Annotated in this window: 18 protein-coding genes and 1 other RNA gene; 7 read left to right on the plus strand and 12 right to left on the minus strand. The window is 31.5% G+C overall.

Going from position 1 to position 16,701, the window contains the following annotated elements; translation table 11 throughout:
• Positions 1–40: 40 nt before the first annotated feature.
• On the plus strand, positions 41–541 hold the full coding sequence (locus tag KQA_RS0210430) for a DUF1761 domain-containing protein (protein ID WP_010180843.1): 501 nt from the start codon (positions 41–43) through the stop codon (positions 539–541).
• A 154-nt stretch (positions 542–695) separates the two neighbouring features.
• Here KQA_RS0210430 and KQA_RS0210435 read toward each other — a convergent pair whose 3' ends face one another.
• Complete coding sequence (locus tag KQA_RS0210435) at positions 696–1,406, minus strand: hypothetical protein (RefSeq protein ID WP_010180846.1); 711 nt, start codon at positions 1,404–1,406, stop codon at positions 696–698.
• Positions 1,407–1,542: 136 nt separating this feature from the next.
• Here KQA_RS0210435 and KQA_RS0210440 point away from each other — a divergent pair, with 136 nt between their 5' ends.
• Positions 1,543–1,935, plus strand: a complete 393-nt coding sequence (locus tag KQA_RS0210440) for a response regulator (RefSeq protein ID WP_010180848.1) — start codon at positions 1,543–1,545, stop codon at positions 1,933–1,935.
• Positions 1,936–1,989: 54 nt separating this feature from the next.
• Here the strand turns inward: KQA_RS0210440 and KQA_RS0210445 are convergent, their stop codons facing one another.
• Together KQA_RS0210445 and KQA_RS0210450 are read right to left on the minus strand one after the other, a co-directional pair.
• Positions 1,990–2,766: a TIGR02757 family protein gene (locus KQA_RS0210445; protein ID WP_010180851.1), complete on the minus strand. Its 777-nt coding sequence runs from the start codon at positions 2,764–2,766 to the stop codon at positions 1,990–1,992.
• A gap of 6 nt (positions 2,767–2,772) precedes the next feature.
• Positions 2,773–3,432 (minus strand): ABC transporter ATP-binding protein, encoded by a 660-nt coding sequence (locus tag KQA_RS0210450; protein ID WP_010180853.1) that lies wholly within the window; start codon positions 3,430–3,432, stop codon positions 2,773–2,775.
• A gap of 100 nt (positions 3,433–3,532) precedes the next feature.
• On the opposite strand from KQA_RS0210450, the gene msrA reads away from it, so the two are divergent.
• Entirely contained in the window at positions 3,533–4,063 is a 531-nt protein-coding gene (gene msrA / locus KQA_RS0210455; RefSeq protein WP_010180855.1) for a peptide-methionine (S)-S-oxide reductase MsrA, read from the plus strand.
• Positions 4,064–4,107: 44 nt separating this feature from the next.
• Positions 4,108–4,380 carry a hypothetical protein gene (locus KQA_RS0210460; protein ID WP_010180857.1) on the plus strand — a complete coding sequence of 91 codons (273 nt, stop codon included), beginning with the start codon at positions 4,108–4,110 and terminating at the stop codon, positions 4,378–4,380.
• On the opposite strand, the gene KQA_RS0210465 is transcribed toward KQA_RS0210460, so the two are convergent.
• From KQA_RS0210465 to KQA_RS0210475, 3 genes are all read right to left on the minus strand, one after another.
• Positions 4,377–4,682, minus strand: coding sequence for a DUF6787 family protein (locus KQA_RS0210465; RefSeq protein ID WP_010180859.1), 306 nt, complete (start codon positions 4,680–4,682; stop codon positions 4,377–4,379). The two genes, KQA_RS0210460 and KQA_RS0210465, sit on opposite strands and share 4 nt — an antisense overlap.
• Before the next feature lie 114 nt (positions 4,683–4,796).
• A complete protein-coding gene (locus tag KQA_RS0210470) occupies positions 4,797–5,192 on the minus strand; it encodes a DUF6146 family protein (protein ID WP_029209558.1) in 396 nt (131 codons plus the stop codon).
• 88 nt (positions 5,193–5,280) lie between these two features.
• Positions 5,281–5,913 carry a DUF937 domain-containing protein gene (locus tag KQA_RS0210475; RefSeq protein WP_010180864.1) on the minus strand — a complete coding sequence of 211 codons (633 nt, stop codon included), beginning with the start codon at positions 5,911–5,913 and terminating at the stop codon, positions 5,281–5,283.
• Positions 5,914–6,518: 605 nt separating this feature from the next.
• On the opposite strand from KQA_RS0210475, the gene KQA_RS0210480 reads away from it, so the two are divergent.
• The gene (locus KQA_RS0210480; protein WP_010180865.1) at positions 6,519–6,983 is read left to right on the plus strand and encodes a hypothetical protein; all 465 of its coding nucleotides are present in this window, start codon (positions 6,519–6,521) and stop codon (positions 6,981–6,983) included.
• A gap of 71 nt (positions 6,984–7,054) precedes the next feature.
• Here the strand turns inward: KQA_RS0210480 and KQA_RS0210485 are convergent, their stop codons facing one another.
• From KQA_RS0210485 to KQA_RS0210495, 3 genes are all read right to left on the minus strand, one after another.
• A complete protein-coding gene (locus KQA_RS0210485) occupies positions 7,055–8,005 on the minus strand; it encodes a D-2-hydroxyacid dehydrogenase (protein WP_010180868.1) in 951 nt (316 codons plus the stop codon).
• 107 nt (positions 8,006–8,112) lie between these two features.
• Complete coding sequence (gene serC / locus KQA_RS0210490; protein WP_010180870.1) at positions 8,113–9,177, minus strand: 3-phosphoserine/phosphohydroxythreonine transaminase; 1,065 nt, start codon at positions 9,175–9,177, stop codon at positions 8,113–8,115.
• Positions 9,178–9,308: 131 nt separating this feature from the next.
• Positions 9,309–10,370, minus strand: coding sequence for an acyl-CoA reductase (locus KQA_RS0210495; protein ID WP_010180872.1), 1,062 nt, complete (start codon positions 10,368–10,370; stop codon positions 9,309–9,311).
• Positions 10,371–10,434: 64 nt separating this feature from the next.
• Here KQA_RS0210495 and KQA_RS0210500 point away from each other — a divergent pair, with 64 nt between their 5' ends.
• Positions 10,435–10,782 carry a 4Fe-4S dicluster domain-containing protein gene (locus tag KQA_RS0210500; RefSeq protein WP_010180875.1) on the plus strand — a complete coding sequence of 116 codons (348 nt, stop codon included), beginning with the start codon at positions 10,435–10,437 and terminating at the stop codon, positions 10,780–10,782.
• 123 nt (positions 10,783–10,905) lie between these two features.
• Here KQA_RS0210500 and KQA_RS0210505 read toward each other — a convergent pair whose 3' ends face one another.
• The 3 genes from KQA_RS0210505 to KQA_RS0210515 form a co-directional block, all read right to left on the minus strand.
• On the minus strand, positions 10,906–11,574 hold the full coding sequence (locus KQA_RS0210505) for a zinc-dependent peptidase (protein ID WP_010180876.1): 669 nt from the start codon (positions 11,572–11,574) through the stop codon (positions 10,906–10,908).
• A 244-nt stretch (positions 11,575–11,818) separates the two neighbouring features.
• The gene (locus KQA_RS0210510) at positions 11,819–12,973 is read right to left on the minus strand and encodes a LamG domain-containing protein (protein ID WP_010180878.1); all 1,155 of its coding nucleotides are present in this window, start codon (positions 12,971–12,973) and stop codon (positions 11,819–11,821) included.
• 446 nt (positions 12,974–13,419) lie between these two features.
• Positions 13,420–15,972, minus strand: a complete 2,553-nt coding sequence (locus KQA_RS0210515) for an ATP-dependent Clp protease ATP-binding subunit (protein WP_010180880.1) — start codon at positions 15,970–15,972, stop codon at positions 13,420–13,422.
• A gap of 216 nt (positions 15,973–16,188) precedes the next feature.
• Here KQA_RS0210515 and rnpB point away from each other — a divergent pair.
• Positions 16,189–16,509, plus strand: an RNA gene (gene rnpB, locus KQA_RS19580) — RNase P RNA component class A.
• The last annotated feature ends 192 nt before the right edge of the window (positions 16,510–16,701 follow it).

The raw sequence follows: 16,701 nt of genomic DNA on the forward strand, positions 1-16,701 counted from the left end.
TTTAGTATATTTACTTAAACAAATCACAAACTCTGTTTAAATGAAAATTAATTTTCTAATAGTAGTTTTGACTGCTTTGATACCAATGTTTGTAGGTTTTATTTGGTATAATCCAAAAGTGTTTGGTACAGCTTGGATGAAAGCTTGTGGATTTTCTTCCGAAGATTTAAAGGGAAGTAACATGATTTTAATTTTTGTGTTGTCTTATATTTTTAGTGTTTTACTAGCTGTAATTTTAAATACGATGGTAATACATCAGTTTGGTTTTTTTTCAAGTTTAATGAGTGATCCAGATTGGGATAAAGCGGGTACTGAAACCTATAAATTTGCAGAAGCATATATGTCCAAATATGGAGATAATTATCGAACCTTTAAGCATGGAGCTTTTCATGGTGCCATTATAAGTTTATTTTTTGTTTTACCCGTATTGGGAACAAATGCATTATTTGAAAAAAAAGGATTTAGGTATATATTAGTCAATGTTGGGTATTGGACAGTTTGTTTATCTTTAATGGGAGGGGTGCTTTGTCAATTTAACTAATAATCAGAACGAGTGATATTGTAGTAATTTATTATCCGTAAATCGCATAATTTAACACATATTGAATTCAAGACCAACTTGAGTATTTAGAGGGTTTAGTAAAAAAAGTACTAAACCCTCTTTAGAAAGAAGCTCTGTAATATGTTACATTAAGCTATTCTTTAACCACTACAAATTTTGCTTTATAACCAACAGCAATATTGAAAGATTTGTCAAACAATTTGTTATCTAGACCATCAACAACGACTAATTGGCAAGTAACAGGTTCACTTACTCCACTGTCAATAGCCAATAGTTCAATTTTGTTAAAGCCTTCTGTTAATGCAACTCTATAGTCAATAAAAGAGCTATGAAAAGTTATACGATTAAAAATTACTTTATCATTTAATGAAACTTTAATTTCATCTCCATCCGTAGCCATACTATCTCTTATGATCAAATATAAATGATCCGCTTTGGTAGTATAGGTTCCTAAATCAATATCACCAAAAAAGAAATCGACACTATCTGTCTTTAAAGGCAGCGGTTCGTATACAACATCTAGATAAGTTTTAGCATCACTGGGTTTCCCAAATTTAAGATGATCTTTTTTTTCTTTTCCAAAATTATCAATATCAATAATGGATTTGATGTTAAAAGCGCTAATGGCATTTTGTGATAAATTAGCTTGTTGTTTTAAAAAACCAATACCTAAAATATCCGTATTTGATATAGATTCTGGTTTGGGTTCCTCGTCAGGAGGTTGCTGGTTTTGAATACCACTAAAATCAATAGTATACTTCTTTTTTTCTTGAGGTTCCTGGGCATTTATTTGCCACAAAGGAATGATTACTATCAAGTGAAATATGAAACGTTTAAAATTCATGAATAATCATTAGGGGATAAAAATAATCAAATTTTGTGCCGTTAAAAAGTAAACAAAACTAAATAGAATTTTCTTTTTGTAGGAAAAGAGATGTATATTAGTAATTATTTAACATATATACGTAATTAACTTTGAAATGTTGCAAAGTGTTATTTTTATTGACGATGATTTGCCTACAAATATTGTAAACAGGCGCTTAGCGATACGTTCTAATTGTTTTGAAGATATTCAGTTTTATAAGAATAGTATGGAAGCTTTAGCATATTTACAGTCATTATCAAATGTGTCAAATTTTCCTGATTTAATTTTTTTAGATATCAACATGCCTGTTATGGATGGGTGGCAATTTTTGGATCAATTAAAAACAATTGATCAGCATAGTTGTATAAAAATAGTAATGTTATCAACGGCTTTAAGAGTTTCAGAAGAAGAGAAAAATAAGTATGCAGATATTATCTCTGCTTATGAAAGTAAACCTTTAACTATCGAAAAAATTAGGACACATACCAATTACTTAGATGCGGTTTAATTTTTGTGGGAAGTTTTAGGAGTATAAATCTAGGATCATTCTAAAGATAATAGGTTAAAATTTCTCAAAAACTCCCAAACCGAATAGGGCATAATCATATTTTACGGGGTCATTAGCATCCATTTTTCTCAAGGCAGTATCTAATTCCAATAAAGCTTTAGCATCGTTTTGCTTTCGCAGAAGAATTCCTAGTTTCCGAGCTACATTACCTGAATGTACATCTAAGGGGCAAGAGAGTTGATTTGTATTAATTTTTGTCCACAACCCAAGGTCCACACCATTAGTATTAGGTCTAACCATCCACCTAAAAAACATGTTTATACGCTTGGCAGCAGAATTTTTAGAAGGATCACTTATGTGTTTAGTAGTACGTTTAGGGTGTGGTAAACTAAAAAAATCATGTTTAAAATTTGTAATGGCATCGTTAATTCGAGGAAAATTAGAAAACTGATTAAAATAATTTTCCATAGTTCCATGTTGGGTGTACAAATGTTGTAATCCTTCAATAAAATAACCTAAATCAATATTATTAAAAGTTCTGTGCACAAAACCATCAAAAAGTGAGCTGTGTTTTTCGGGAGTATAGTTCATTACAAAATCATAAGGACTGTGTCCCATGATTTCCATAAGCCTGTGCGCGTTAGTTAATATACTTTTTCGGTTCCCCCATGCAATTGTAGCAGTTAAAAAGCCAGCAATTTCGGCATCCTCTTTTAATGAAAATTGTGCAGGGACTTGAATAGGATCCGTATCCAAAAAAGTGGGAGTTTCATATAAGGCTGCTTTTTCATCTAAAAACGCTTTAAGTTCCTTTATGGGTAGTTTTTTCACAGGTATTTATATTAAATTTCCATCACGCATTACTAGTTTCCTATCAGCCATATCGGCAAATTCATTATTGTGTGTAACAATCACAAAAGTTTGTCCAAAAGTATCACGTAAAGTAAAAAAAAGTTGGTGTAAATTTTCAGCAGATTCACTATCTAAATTACCCGAAGGTTCATCGGCATAAACCACTTTAGGATCGTTTATTAATGCTCTGGCAACTGCAACTCGTTGTTGTTCTCCCCCAGAAAGTTGATCGGGTTTGTGATCAAAACGATGTGACAAACCTAAAAATTCTAATAATTTTTCAGCTTTTTGTTCCGCTTCTTTTTTGGAAGTTCCTTTAATAAAGGCAGGTATACATACATTTTCTAAAGCAGTAAATTCTGGTAATAATTGATGAAATTGAAAAATAAACCCAAGCTGTTCATTCCTAAATTTAGCCAAAGCTTTGTCTTTTAGTTTACTTATTTCAACATCATTTATGATTAGTTTGCTAGTTGGATTTTTATCCATAGTGTCTAACGAACCTAAAATTTGTAAAAGAGTAGTTTTTCCAGCACCCGAAGCGCCTACAATTGAAATAATTTCTCCTTGCTTAATATGCAAATCAACGCCTTTAAGAACCTCTAATTTGCCATAATGTTTACGTATATTCTCAGCTTTAATCATATGGTGAAAATACAATTTTATAGAATATTTATATGATGTGTATAGTCACTTTTGTTTGGAATACCACTAACTTTATATTAAAATACAATAATTATAAGTTATGAGTGAAAAAGCAATATTTGCTGGAGGTTGTTTTTGGTGTACCGAAGCTGTTTTTCAGCGTATAAAAGGCGTTTCTCTAGTTCGTTCTGGGTTTTCTGGTGGAAACATAAAAAATCCTGCATATAAAGAGGTAATTACAGAACGCACTGGACATGCAGAGGTAGTTGAAGTTACTTTTGATTCAACTATAATTTCATATCAAAATTTATTAGAGGTATTTTTTGGAACTCACGATCCTACCACATTAAATAGGCAAGGGGGAGATAAAGGAACACATTATCGTAGTGCTATTTTTTATACATCCGAGACCCAAAAAGAATTAGCAGAAAATTTTATTGATGTATTAACTGACCAACGAGTATTTGCATCACCTATTGTAACAGAAGTAACAAGGTTTGAAAACTTTTACCCTGCAGAGGATTACCATTCCAATTATTTTAACTTAAACCGAGAACAAGGTTTTTGCCAAGTAGTAATTAACCCTAAGGTGAATAAATTAAGTACTTATTTTAAAGAGTTTTTGAAATAGAAAGATTTTTGGAACAACCTTTGCATTCCTATTATTAAAAAATTATGAATAAATATACGATACTGTTAATTAGTTTATTACTAGATGGTGTTGGAATGTTATCTTATTTGTTTCCAGGAATAGGGGAAGCAACAGATATTGTTTGGGCTCCAGTTTCGGGCTGGTTGATGATAAAATTATATAAAGGGAAAGAAGGTAAAATAGCAGGGATTATTACTCTTATTGAAGAAGGTATTCCTGGTATTGATGTTATTCCAACATTCACCTTAATGTGGATTTATACTTATATAATAACTGGAAAAGCACAAAAAGTTTAATCCTTTAAAAAACGCCCTAAACCTAAACGTGTAAGCATTTTCTTTTCCATATTCCAAAAAAAGTTAAATTGACCAAATAGCCAACCAAAAAATACTAAAAGCACCTGATAAATAGGGAAAATTAATAGAATACGAATTGGCCAAAAAATATAGCCAGGTGTAGTGGCTTTACTAATTCCGATAAATTCAGTAAGTGGAGCTGCTAATTTTGAAGCAGTAGTACCTGTAATAGCAAAAACAATAAAGATGATAATAACTTCCCAGTTGTGTTTGATGCCCCAGCGTTGTTTCAATTTTTCCATGGCGGCAAATTTACAATTTAATTTTTCTCTAGAAAAGTATGTAAAAGTTAAATAACATCGCTAGAGGGTACTTTATTATTTTATGTGATTTTATAACCGTGATTTTAAATGATGTTACAAACGTTGGCGGTATTTTTTTTGAAAAAATAAAAAATAATTAAATAAAAGGTAGTTTACTTCGTATCCATAATGTATGTGGTTCTGATAATCAATTTGGGGTCCATAGATATCGCTATATTGTATAGGATTACTAGCTCTTATATTATATTCAGTCACAAAGAGTATATTTTTATTTTCCAAGTAATTAATTCCATAATAACCTCGTGGTTGTGCTTGACTATTTAAAAAGCGGTTAAAGCCAATATCAAATACAATTAGTTCATATTCCAAGCTATCATTTGCAATACGTACGGCCTTTTCTTTTTCAGTAGTTGAAAAATTGCGCTCTTTTTTTGTGGCACATGCAGACAAAAAAAGAAATAAGATGATATAATAGAATAGTGATCTCATAAAAAAATGCCGAAATCATAAGTGAATTCGGCATATGTATATTAAGCACAATATAAAATATTGATGCTTTTGTTGTATGTATTAGTAATTATTTTCCGAATAAACCACCTAATAATCCGCCTAATCCACCTTTCTTTTTACCCATAGCCATTCCTGCAATATCATCAATAATACTACCATCACCATCAGCATCTAAAATCGAAGTAAGTATTGAAGAAGAACCACTATTAGAACTAGCAGAATTCCCCATAAGTCCTCCTAAAAGACTTCCTAATCCATTAGCATCAGAAATACCTGCCGATTGTGTTTGTTTTCCAACCATACCCATTAATAATGGAGCAGCTACTTTTAAAATATTTCCAACAGCACCAATATCCATTCCAGATTCTTTACTCAAGGCATTCTCTACTGCAGGTTGTTTAGATCCTAATAAGTGACCTAAAATTCCAGATCCATCTTGTTGTACACTATCATCAACGCCCCCTTCAAATAAACCTCCAAGATTATCTAAAATGCCTCCCTGATGCTTGTTTAGAGCGCCAAGTAACCCTTGAGCACCTTCAGGAGTTGAAGCATTTTTTTTCATTGCTCCCATTAATACTGGTAAAGCCATACTCAATAAACCACTAGTTTTATCAGCTGATTGACCAGTTTGGCCAGCAACACCACTTATAATTTGTTGACCAATAGGTCCTTGTAATAAATCTAAAATACCAGACATTTTTATAAAAATTTAAGTTATTTAATAAAATTACGATAATATTTAATCAAATTAATAAAAATTATGATTATTTGTATTCAGTACGATTATTTTGTTAGTCCGTAAGAAGTTACATAGTCTTTGTAGCTTGTTTTTTATGAGTAAAAGCTGTAACCAAATTTTACTCGTAAATTAATGATCAATCATTGGTGTCCGATAAAGATTCAGGATTATCTTGATCAAAGAAACACGATTAGATTCCTATTCCTTTTTAAATTTTACAATAGCTTTTCATCTAAAGAATTAAAGCTCAGGCATGCTGCTATTGCAAAAAAAACTTTACAATATGTAATTATAAGTGCTATAGAATCTTAATAGGAGACTAATGATAATTAATATATGTTTGTCTATAGCTTTATTATTGTCGATATTTTAATTAATAGCGTAAAATTTTATGCAAATGAAATAATTGATTATTTGTTAATGAATATTTTATGAAATGTTTAATTTAAGTTAAAAAAATGATTTTCAGATGTTTATGTTTTTTTATTGTTGAAAATTAAACTAATTTAACTATTGTCTAGTACAAGATATTTAACACACATCAACAATTAAATTTTATAGTAATGGGTCAAAATAATATTATTCACCGGATAGTGAAATTAAGTAAAATGCTGGTTTCTGTAAATGAGAACTACGCTAATGTTAGAAAAAGTTCAAAAGTTGTGTATGCAACTAAAAAATTTGAAAAACTGCAAGAGGAGATCAACCTGTTAAGAACTGAATTATCTAAAAGATTTCCCTGGTATTGTGGTTTAGTGCTTTCTAATGAAGAAAAGGAATTTAAGAATGAAAAAATAGATATAAGGGGCGGTGAAAACGTATTATTACAGCATTATAATTCGTTGCTATTAATTTGTGGACAATTAGAGTATATAAAGAATAATCTTACTGCTAGTGCAGAATTTAAATCTATCTTTTTTCGTCTGGATACTATTTGTCATAACCAGCTAAATTTATTACAGAAAGATTTTGTTTCTAAAAAAGTGAAAAGAAAACAACTACAAGATACGAGCATGTTAATTGCATAAAAAAAAGCGATCAAAATTTAATATTTTGATCGCTTTTTTTGAAAATAAGATGTCCTCTTATTTAATAAATATTATTTCAAAATTTCAGAAATTTGAGTAGCCAACTCTACACCAATACGGTCTTGTGCTTCGTTAGTAGCAGCACCAATATGTGGAGTTAATGAAATTTTATCATGCATTAATAATTTAATAGCAGGAGTTGGTTCGTTTTCAAAAGTATCTAAGCCTGCAAAAGCTAGTTTACCACTCTCCAAAGCATCAACTAAAGCAACTTCATCAATAACACCTCCACGAGCTGCATTTACTACACCAGCACCATCTTTCATCAGATCAAACTCTGCTTTACCAATTACATACTCTTTTTGAGCAGGTACGTGTAAAGTAACAAAATCAGCTTGTTTCAAAACCTCTTCTTTACTTACGCTTTTCAAGTTAAAAGTTACAGATTGACCATCAAAAAAACCAACTTCAATAGCAGCCTCTGTTGTAAAAGGATCAAAATAAATTACGTTCATACCAACACCTAAAGCTATACGAGCTGTTGCTTGACCGATACGTCCAAAACCAATTACACCTAAAGTTTTTCCTTTAAGTTCAACTCCTTTGGCATATGCTTTTTTTAGTTTCCCAAATTTCGTTTCACCATCTAAAGGCATATTTCTGTTAGCGTCGTATAAAAATCGTACACTACCATAAAGGTGAGCAAAAACTAATTCAGCTACAGATTCAGAAGAAGCCGCAGGAGTATTAATTACCGATAATCCCTTTTCGCGAGCATATTCAACATCAATATTATCCATACCAACACCACCACGTCCAATAATTTTTAGACTAGGACAGTTATCAATAATATCTGTACGTACTTTAGTAGCACTACGCACTAATAAAGCTACAATATTATTCTCGTTGATATGATTTACAAGTTGTTCTTGAGCAACAGTAGTTGTTGATACTTCAAAACCAGCTTTTTCTAAAGCGTCTATTCCGCTTTGTGAGATTCCGTCGTTTGCTAAGATTTTCATTTAGGAATATAATTTAATTTGTTCTGCTTAGAGCAGAAATAGATTTATTGTTTTTCTAATCTTTATATAAAAACATATTCCCGCTATAGCGGGAATATGATGTATAATTAAGCTTTTCTTTCAAGGTCGCTCATAATGTCAACAAGTGCGCCAACACCTTCCATTGTCATAGCGTTATAGATACTTGCACGGTATCCACCTACACTACGGTGTCCATTAGCACCATTGATTCCACCTTCTTTTAGCATAGTTTCAAAGGTTTCTTTAAGGTCATCATTTGTCAAATTAAAAGTAGCATTCATATTCGAACGATCTTCTTTTGCTGCAAATCCTTCAAATAATGGATTTAAATCAATTTCAGAATAGATAAGTTTTGCTTTCTTTTCATTTTCTTCTTCAATAGCAGCAACACCACCTTTAGCTTTTAACCACTCCATGGTAAGCATAGAAACATATATTGAATACACCGGAGGAGTATTAAACATAGATCCTTTACTTAAATGAACCTTATAATCTAGCATAGAAGGAATTTTACGTCCAATTTCCTGTAAAATATCCTCACGAACAACAACTAATGTGGTTCCTGCTGGACCCATATTTTTTTGTGCTCCTGCATAAATTAATCCGAATTTAGAAAAATCTAATACACGAGAAAAAATATCACTACTCATATCACATATTAAAGGTGCATCTGTGGTAGGGAAATCTTTTATTTGTGTTCCAAAAATGGTATTATTACTTGTCATATGAACATAGTCCAAACCATCTGGAATGTCATAACCTTTAGGGATATATTTAAAGTTAGCATCTTTTGAAGAAGCTAATTCAACCACTTCTCCAAATAATTTAGCTTCCTTAACTGCTTTATCACTCCATGAACCTGTGTTTACATAACCAGCTTTTCCTTTAAGTAGATTGTAAGCAACCATTAAAAATTGAGTACTAGCTCCACCTTGTAAAAATAAAGCTTTGTAACCTTTTCCTTGTAAGCCTAGTAATTCAAGAGCTAATTCTCTTGCATTTTCCATAACATCTACGAAATCCTTACTACGGTGAGAAATTTCTAAAATAGAAAGACCAGAGTTATTAAAATCTAAAACAGCTTGTGATGCTTTTTGAAAAACTTCTTGCGGTAAAATACAAGGTCCGGCACTAAAATTATGTTTTTTCATAAATGTAAACTTAGTAACTATATATTGTGTTTAACTGTTTAAAAAAGGTAAACAGTTTATTCTAATTTCTATCAAGCTACAAATGTCTTAATAATCTTTGTTTTTACAATGAATTTAGAGAAATTTATATTTTAAATTTTTAACAAAAAGTCAATGGTGTCAATACCATCGGCATAGTCACTTAATTGTGGGGTTTGAGTAGCTCCAAAGTCAACATTTTTAGTGCTTTCAGGATAATTTACAATACACTGTAAATGTTCCTCATCGGAGTTAAACTTTGAGTTTAAAGCATCATAATGTTCATAAAATTCATAAAAAAGGCTAGAAATTGGGGAACTATAGCTTTGATCTTCTTTTAAAATAAGAAAACCATTATCCAATAAATTGAATTGACTCATTAAATATACAGCCTTGTTGTAATCGTAATTATTCGTGTATTTTTCTTGTTTTATAAGATCTTGATAGGTAAACATAGCATTAAAAAATAAGTCAAAATCATAATTTTTAGGTACAAATAATTTAGAAACACTGCGACAACCCAAACCATAATATCTAAAAATATCCTCGCCAAGTGCGATCAATTCGTTTTTGGTTTCATTACCAGTTAATACCGCAACCGAATTTCTGTTTTTTCGAATAATATGGGGCTTATTTTTAAAGTAATATTCAAAATAACGCGCAGTATTGTTACTACCGGTAGCAATGATTGCATCGTGATTTTCAAGTTTACCTTCGGTGAATTGAATGAAGTTTTTAAATTCAGGCAATACCCTAATTAGGTAATCACAAATTGTGGTAATTAATTTTGTATCGTTGGATGATGGCTTAATTAATACCTTATGGCCACTAATTAAAATACAAAGTAGGTCATGAAAACCAACTAAAGGAATATTTCCTGCCATAATGATACCAACTGTTTTTGGTTCATTATTGTTAGAAAAATTATAACTATCTGTCCAATTAGTTAAATTACTTTTAGTTAATGCCTTTGCCCATTGCGTAGTAGCAAAATAGACTTGTTCTGGTAAAAACCATCCATTTTTATGTTGCGCTCTTTCACATAGAGATAAAAAAGTATCAAAGAATTGTTCGTTATGTAGTACATCTGTTTTTTGAGAAGTCGAATCTTCATTAAATTGACTTAAAAAATTACCTAATTCCGAAAAAGCAATAATTCTATCATTTAAAGTCATGCGCAATTTGTTTTTAAAAATGTTTGGCGTTATTTTTGTACAAATTTAGAATAAAAAAGAGCTTATGGCAATTATAATAACAGACGAATGCATTAACTGTGGAGCTTGTGAACCAGAATGCCCAAATACTGCAATTTATGAAGGTGCTGATGATTGGAGATATTCAGATGGTACAGATTTAGAAGGTGATGTAGTTTTACCTAATGGAACATCGGTTAATGCAGATGAATCTCAGGAGCCAGTAAGTGATGAACTTTATTATATTGTTCCTGATAAATGTACAGAATGTAAAGGGTTTCATGAAGAACCTCAATGTGCAGCAGTATGTCCTGTTGATTGTTGTGTACCTGATGAAGATGTTGTAGAAACTGAAGAAGAGTTACTAGCAAAACAATCATTTATGCATAAATAAACTAGCATGTTTATTTGATTTATTTAATATAAAGAAAAGGCTATTCAATTTTGAATAGCTTTTTTTGTTTTCAGCTCTTTTATCTATTGATTTAAGGCGTAGAGGATTATATTAATAGGGGGGCTAGAGTAGTGGATTTTGTTTATTTCGAGGGTCTTGTTTAAGTAATGTAACCATGCTATTATAAAGATCCGTTTCTTTTTCATGAAAAATATCAGAATTTTCAAAAAATGCTTCGAGACAAACCGAAAAAAGTTCCATAATATTAGTTCCACCATAATCTCGTAGAACCACATTTTTTTTAGCTCTAATTTTGTCCAGTTTTATTAAAGCATAATGTTTCCAGATGTCAAATGCTTTTACATGTAAGGCTTTTCCAATAAGTAAATTTTTACGACTATCTTCCAACATAATTGCATGCTCAAATTCGTGAATAGCTAAATTTAAAGCATCGTCACTAATTTCAAATCCAAGTTTTACTACAGGCCAACATAAGTTAATAGTTTTGGTTGCAAAATTAGTGTCGCCATTAAAAATTAAATCTGAATGTGAGTAACTATATGGGGCAGGAGTGACATTAATTAGTTCAAAAACATCTAATCTACTTTTATGGAGTCCAAATGTGATTTGAGCAAATGCGCTCGAAATAAGAATTTTCATTGATTTATCTACTTTGAAATTTCTGTCTGAATCAAAATCAATAGTATTTAAAAAGTAAAGAGTTTTTATTCGAAATCTTTTTTGATACACTAATGCTAAATCACTGTAATAGGTGTTGTATTCACTCAGCACTTTGTGGCACAACTTATGGGTGCTTTTAAATATAAAAAGACTATAGATTTTTTGAGAAATAAGCAAGATGGTATAGATTATAGGTTGGTTACATTTAATGAACTATAAAATCATTAAAATATTTCACGGTATTATTATACATCTTAATAGTTTCATTTTTATTAACCACAAAAAAAGCTAAAGCCACCTAATTTTATTTTAGGTGGCTTTAGTAATACAAATAATTATTAGTTATTTATATAAGTTATTTTTTGATGGGTTTGTATACTCTAATCCAATCTACTTTCATTGTATTTTTGTTAGGGTCTGCTAAATCTTCATCAGATGGCGTTCTTTTATCTAGAACATGCCAGTTTTGAGACTCCATATTAATTATAATATCCATTTCCTTGTTAAAACCTGTACCTTTTTGGAAATTATAAGGGTCAATAACATCAACTTTTGATTGAAGACTAGCTTCTTTTAACATTTCAAAAGAATAAGTGTCATTAGATTTTAGATTATTTAATTTTTGATATCCACCATCCATATCTAATTTTCCGTCAGTCATAGAAGGGTAGTCATAATCCCATTTTCCATTTATTTTGTTAGCCATGGCTTTATTATAAAGTACACGTACTAATTCTCCATCAATGTAGTATTCAAAATGATTTGGGCTAATCCAGTTTACGGCTATACGTGTGTATTTACGATTTCCATTATTCCAGCTGTATTCCCCCCAACTAGTTACACCATCTTTTTTCCACCACGATTTTATATCTCTAGGTTGGTAGTCGGTAAAAGGTTCTCTAATAAATGAGTGGTGACTCAAGTGAATGAATTGAGAAAAATAAGAATTATTAGGTTCTTTCCCTCCGTAACACTCAATAATATCAATTTCTTGTGTATCATCTGGACTTAACAACCATACATCCGAAGCCAAAGCGATATTGGCAACACTAACACTAGCTTCAACAAAAACAGGATATTTAACTTTTTTATTACCAGTAATACATCCAGCATTTACACCAGGTACTCCCATTTTTTCGGTACTTGGATTTCTTGATGATTTTATAATTAAATGGCTTCCGTCCACTTCAACATGGTCATATTGCCAGTAAGTTGAACCAGGTCCGTTCCAAGCATTATGGTAAAAATTATACCATTTACCATTTCCAAAATCAGTTTTTTGATTTACTGGTTTGTGGGTGTAGTTGAAATCATCAGAAGCTTCTTTTTGTAATTCCCATTTCATGCTTTCTCCAGCATTGGCAGGGACTTTAATTTTTTCAAACTCTAATACTTCTACGGGTGGTGTGTTTTCTTTTTCCGAGCTGGGTGTATCCTTTTGTTTAGATTTACCATTACATGCAATCAGCATAGAAACACCTATGCTCACCATTAAGACATTAAATTTCATAAAGTAGTTTGGTTATTTAATTCTATTTTTTCTGAAAAATGAAAAAAAAGCTGTTAGTAGAGGTAAAAATACCTTTTTTGTAAGTTTCCTACAAATTATATGAAGCAGAATATGTTAAAAGGCTTTTTTATCTATTTTGTGTATTAGAATCTCGTTATTATGAGACAATATCATTTATTTATAAGTCATATTCAACTATAAAAATAGGTTTGTTGCCGCATAAAGTATACTTAAGCACTATTTTTTTATGGTCTAAATTAGCTATCTTAGTTAGGTTATCCTTTTTGATATGAGCTTGTGGGTAGGGAATTTGTATAAATAGGTTGAACAGGCATTATATATTAGGACTTTGTTATGAATTTTACTTTACTAAAAGTATACTATACTACAAAAAAACCGCTTAGGTGACTAAGCGGTTAAGTATATTTTTTAAACTATTCTTATTCTTAATTGGTAGCTTCGTCAGGTGTTTTAATGTCTATTTTTAATTCATTATTTTTTTCATCTAAATCCATGAAAATAGAATCACCTTCTTTTAAATTTGAGCTAACAATTTGTTCAGCAAGGGCATCTTCAATATATTTTTGAATAGCTCTTTTTAAAGGTCTTGCACCATATTGTTTGTCAAAGCCTTTATCAGCAATGTAATCTTTGGCCTTTTCACTTAAAGTTAATTCATATCCAAGATCCTTGATACGAGAGAATAATTTTGTTAATTCAATATCAATAATTTTGTGAATATCTTCTTTTTCAAGAGCATTAAAGACAACAACATCATCAATACGATTTAAAAATTCAGGAGCAAAAGCCTTTTTTAGAGCTCCTTCAATAATACTCTTGGCATTTTCATCGGCTTGTGATTTTTGAGAGGCAGTTCCAAAACCAACACCAGCACCAAAATCTTTAAGTTTTCGTGCACCAATATTAGAGGTCATGATAACAATAGCATTTCTGAAGTCTATTTTACGTCCTAAACTATCTGTTAAATAACCATCATCTAATACTTGTAAAAGCATATTAAATACATCGGGATGCGCTTTTTCAATTTCATCGAGTAAAATAACGGCATAGGGTTTACGTCTTACTTTTTCTGTTAGTTGTCCACCTTCTTCGTAACCAACGTATCCCGGAGGAGCACCAACTAAACGAGAGATAGCAAACTTTTCCATATATTCACTCATATCCACACGGATTAGTGCTTCTTCACTATCAAATAATTCTTTAGCAATTACTTTGGCGAGTTGGGTTTTACCAACACCGGTTTGACCTAAAAATATAAAAGAACCAATAGGTTTGTTAGGATCTTTAAGCCCTGCACGATTACGTTGAATAGCTTTGACTACTTTGGCAACTGCATTATCCTGTCCAATGACTTTACCTTTTATTAACTCAGGTAGTTCAGCAAGTTTGGTAATTTCTTTTTGAGCAATCCTATTCACAGGTATGCCTGTCATCATTGAAACTACATCTGCAACATTTTCTTCATTAACTACCTCTTTATGCTCTTTGGCATCTGCTTCCCATTGTTCTTGAGCTACAGCTAGTTGCTTTTCAATATTTTTTTCATCATCTCGAAGCTTAGCGGCTTCTTCGTATTTTTGCTTTTTAACCACACTATTTTTTAGCTCCCTAACTTCTTCTAGTTTGCGTTCTAAGTCTAGTATTTTTTTTGGAACATCAATGTTTGTAATATGTACACGAGAACCAGCTTCATCCAAAGCATCAATAGCTTTGTCTGGTAAAAAGCGATCGGTCATGTATCTATTGGTTAATTTCACACAGGCTTCAATGGCATCATCTGTAAAAATTACGTTGTGATGTTCTTCGTATTTACCTTTTATATTGTTTAAGATCTCAATGGTTTCTTCAATATTTGTAGGCTCTACGATTACCTTTTGGAAACGACGTTCTAAGGCGCCATCTTTTTCAATAGAGTTTCGATATTCATCTAATGTAGTGGCACCAATACATTGAATTTCACCACGAGCAAGCGCAGGTTTGAACATATTCGATGCGTCTAAACTACCAGTCGCTCCACCAGCACCAACAATAGTATGAATTTCATCAATAAAAAGAATAATATCGTCATTCTTTTCCAGTTCATTCATTACCGCTTTCATTCGTTCTTCGAATTGACCACGGTATTTTGTACCAGCGACAAGACTTGCTAAATCCAAAGTAACAACACGTTTATCAAAAAGTATACGAGATACTTTTCTTTGAATGATTCGTAGTGCTAAACCTTCTGCAATGGCAGATTTACCAACACCTGGTTCACCTATTAAGAGTGGATTGTTTTTTTTACGACGACTTAAAATTTGTGATACACGTTCAATTTCTTTAGTACGTCCAACTACAGGGTCCAATTTTCCTTCTTCAGCCATGGCTGTAAGATCTCGACCAAAATTATCAAGTACTGGTGTATTCGATTTTTTAGCATTCTTTGTACCGCCAGTTCCAGCGTTTCCGAAAGATTCACGTTCACTTCCTTCTAAATTTTCACTTTCGTCAGAAAATGATTCAGCAGTAGGTAACTCGTAGTTTTCATCGTCGTTTATAATCATACCTTTAAATTGTTCTTTAACACTATCGTAATCAACTTTTAAACGATTCAACAACTTGGTAGTTGGGTCGTTGTCATTTCTTAAAATACAGAGTAATAAATGAGCGGTATTAATAGAAGTACTTTGAAATAACTTGGCTTCTAAAAAAGTAGTTTTTAGAGCACGTTCAGCTTGCCTAGTTAAATGCAAGTTCTTCTTTTCATTTGATGCTACAGCAACTGTAGTGTTAGCAGGGCTAAGAATTTCTACCTTTCTACGTAAGTGTGCTAAATCGACTTCTAACGCAAATAAGATATCAATAGCTTTTCCGCTACCATCACGCAATAAACCTAACATCAAGTGTTCCGTTCCTATAAAATCATGCCCTAAACGTAATGCTTCTTCTTTACTGTAAGCTATTACATCTTTTACTCTAGGCGAAAAATTATCATCCATAAGCTTTCTTTCTACGTTAAATTTATGATTTTTTATGAATTAAATGGCAAAAATTATGCCCTTTAATAAATGTTTTAGTTTTGATGACGATTTTTTAAGTACATAAAAGCATGCTTTTGTATACTTTAATGGATTGAATAACTGTGTTATAGTATAACATATATATTCTATAGACTACAGGTATTAAAATTGATGATTTGGCAGTATATTTGCAGCTTAGCGAGTCACCTTATCGCTCCTTATATATTAGGGAGAGGAAAGTCTGGACACCATAGCATGGCATAGCGGGTAACTCCCGTCTGTTCTAATTTTTTAGAATATGGACAAGTGCAACAGAAAGCAGGTACAGGTAATGCTGTAGTGAAACCAGGTAAACTCTATGTGGTGCAACGTCATGTAAACCAACGTTAAAAGGGTTATGCGCCCAAGTTGGAGGGTAGGCGGTTATAGTTAATTAGTAATAATTGACATAGATAAATGATAAGGATTCCGATGTACATCGGAATACAGAATCCGGCTTATCGACTCGCTTTTTTTATTCCGTAAATTTTTTTAATGACTATGTTGATTTTTAGTTAAGACAATTAGTCATACTTAGACTATTTCTTTCCATGTAAATTCTACAAGGTATTTTATAGTGTTTTTTTGAAGGATATAATCAAACTTCCTAATTATACGATTTTAATTTAATATTTTCGCATAAAAGCATTAATATAATGGTGATTGCTA

The sequence above is a fragment of the Aquimarina agarilytica ZC1 genome (assembly GCF_000255455.1).
GTDB classification, from domain to species: domain Bacteria; phylum Bacteroidota; class Bacteroidia; order Flavobacteriales; family Flavobacteriaceae; genus Aquimarina; species Aquimarina agarilytica.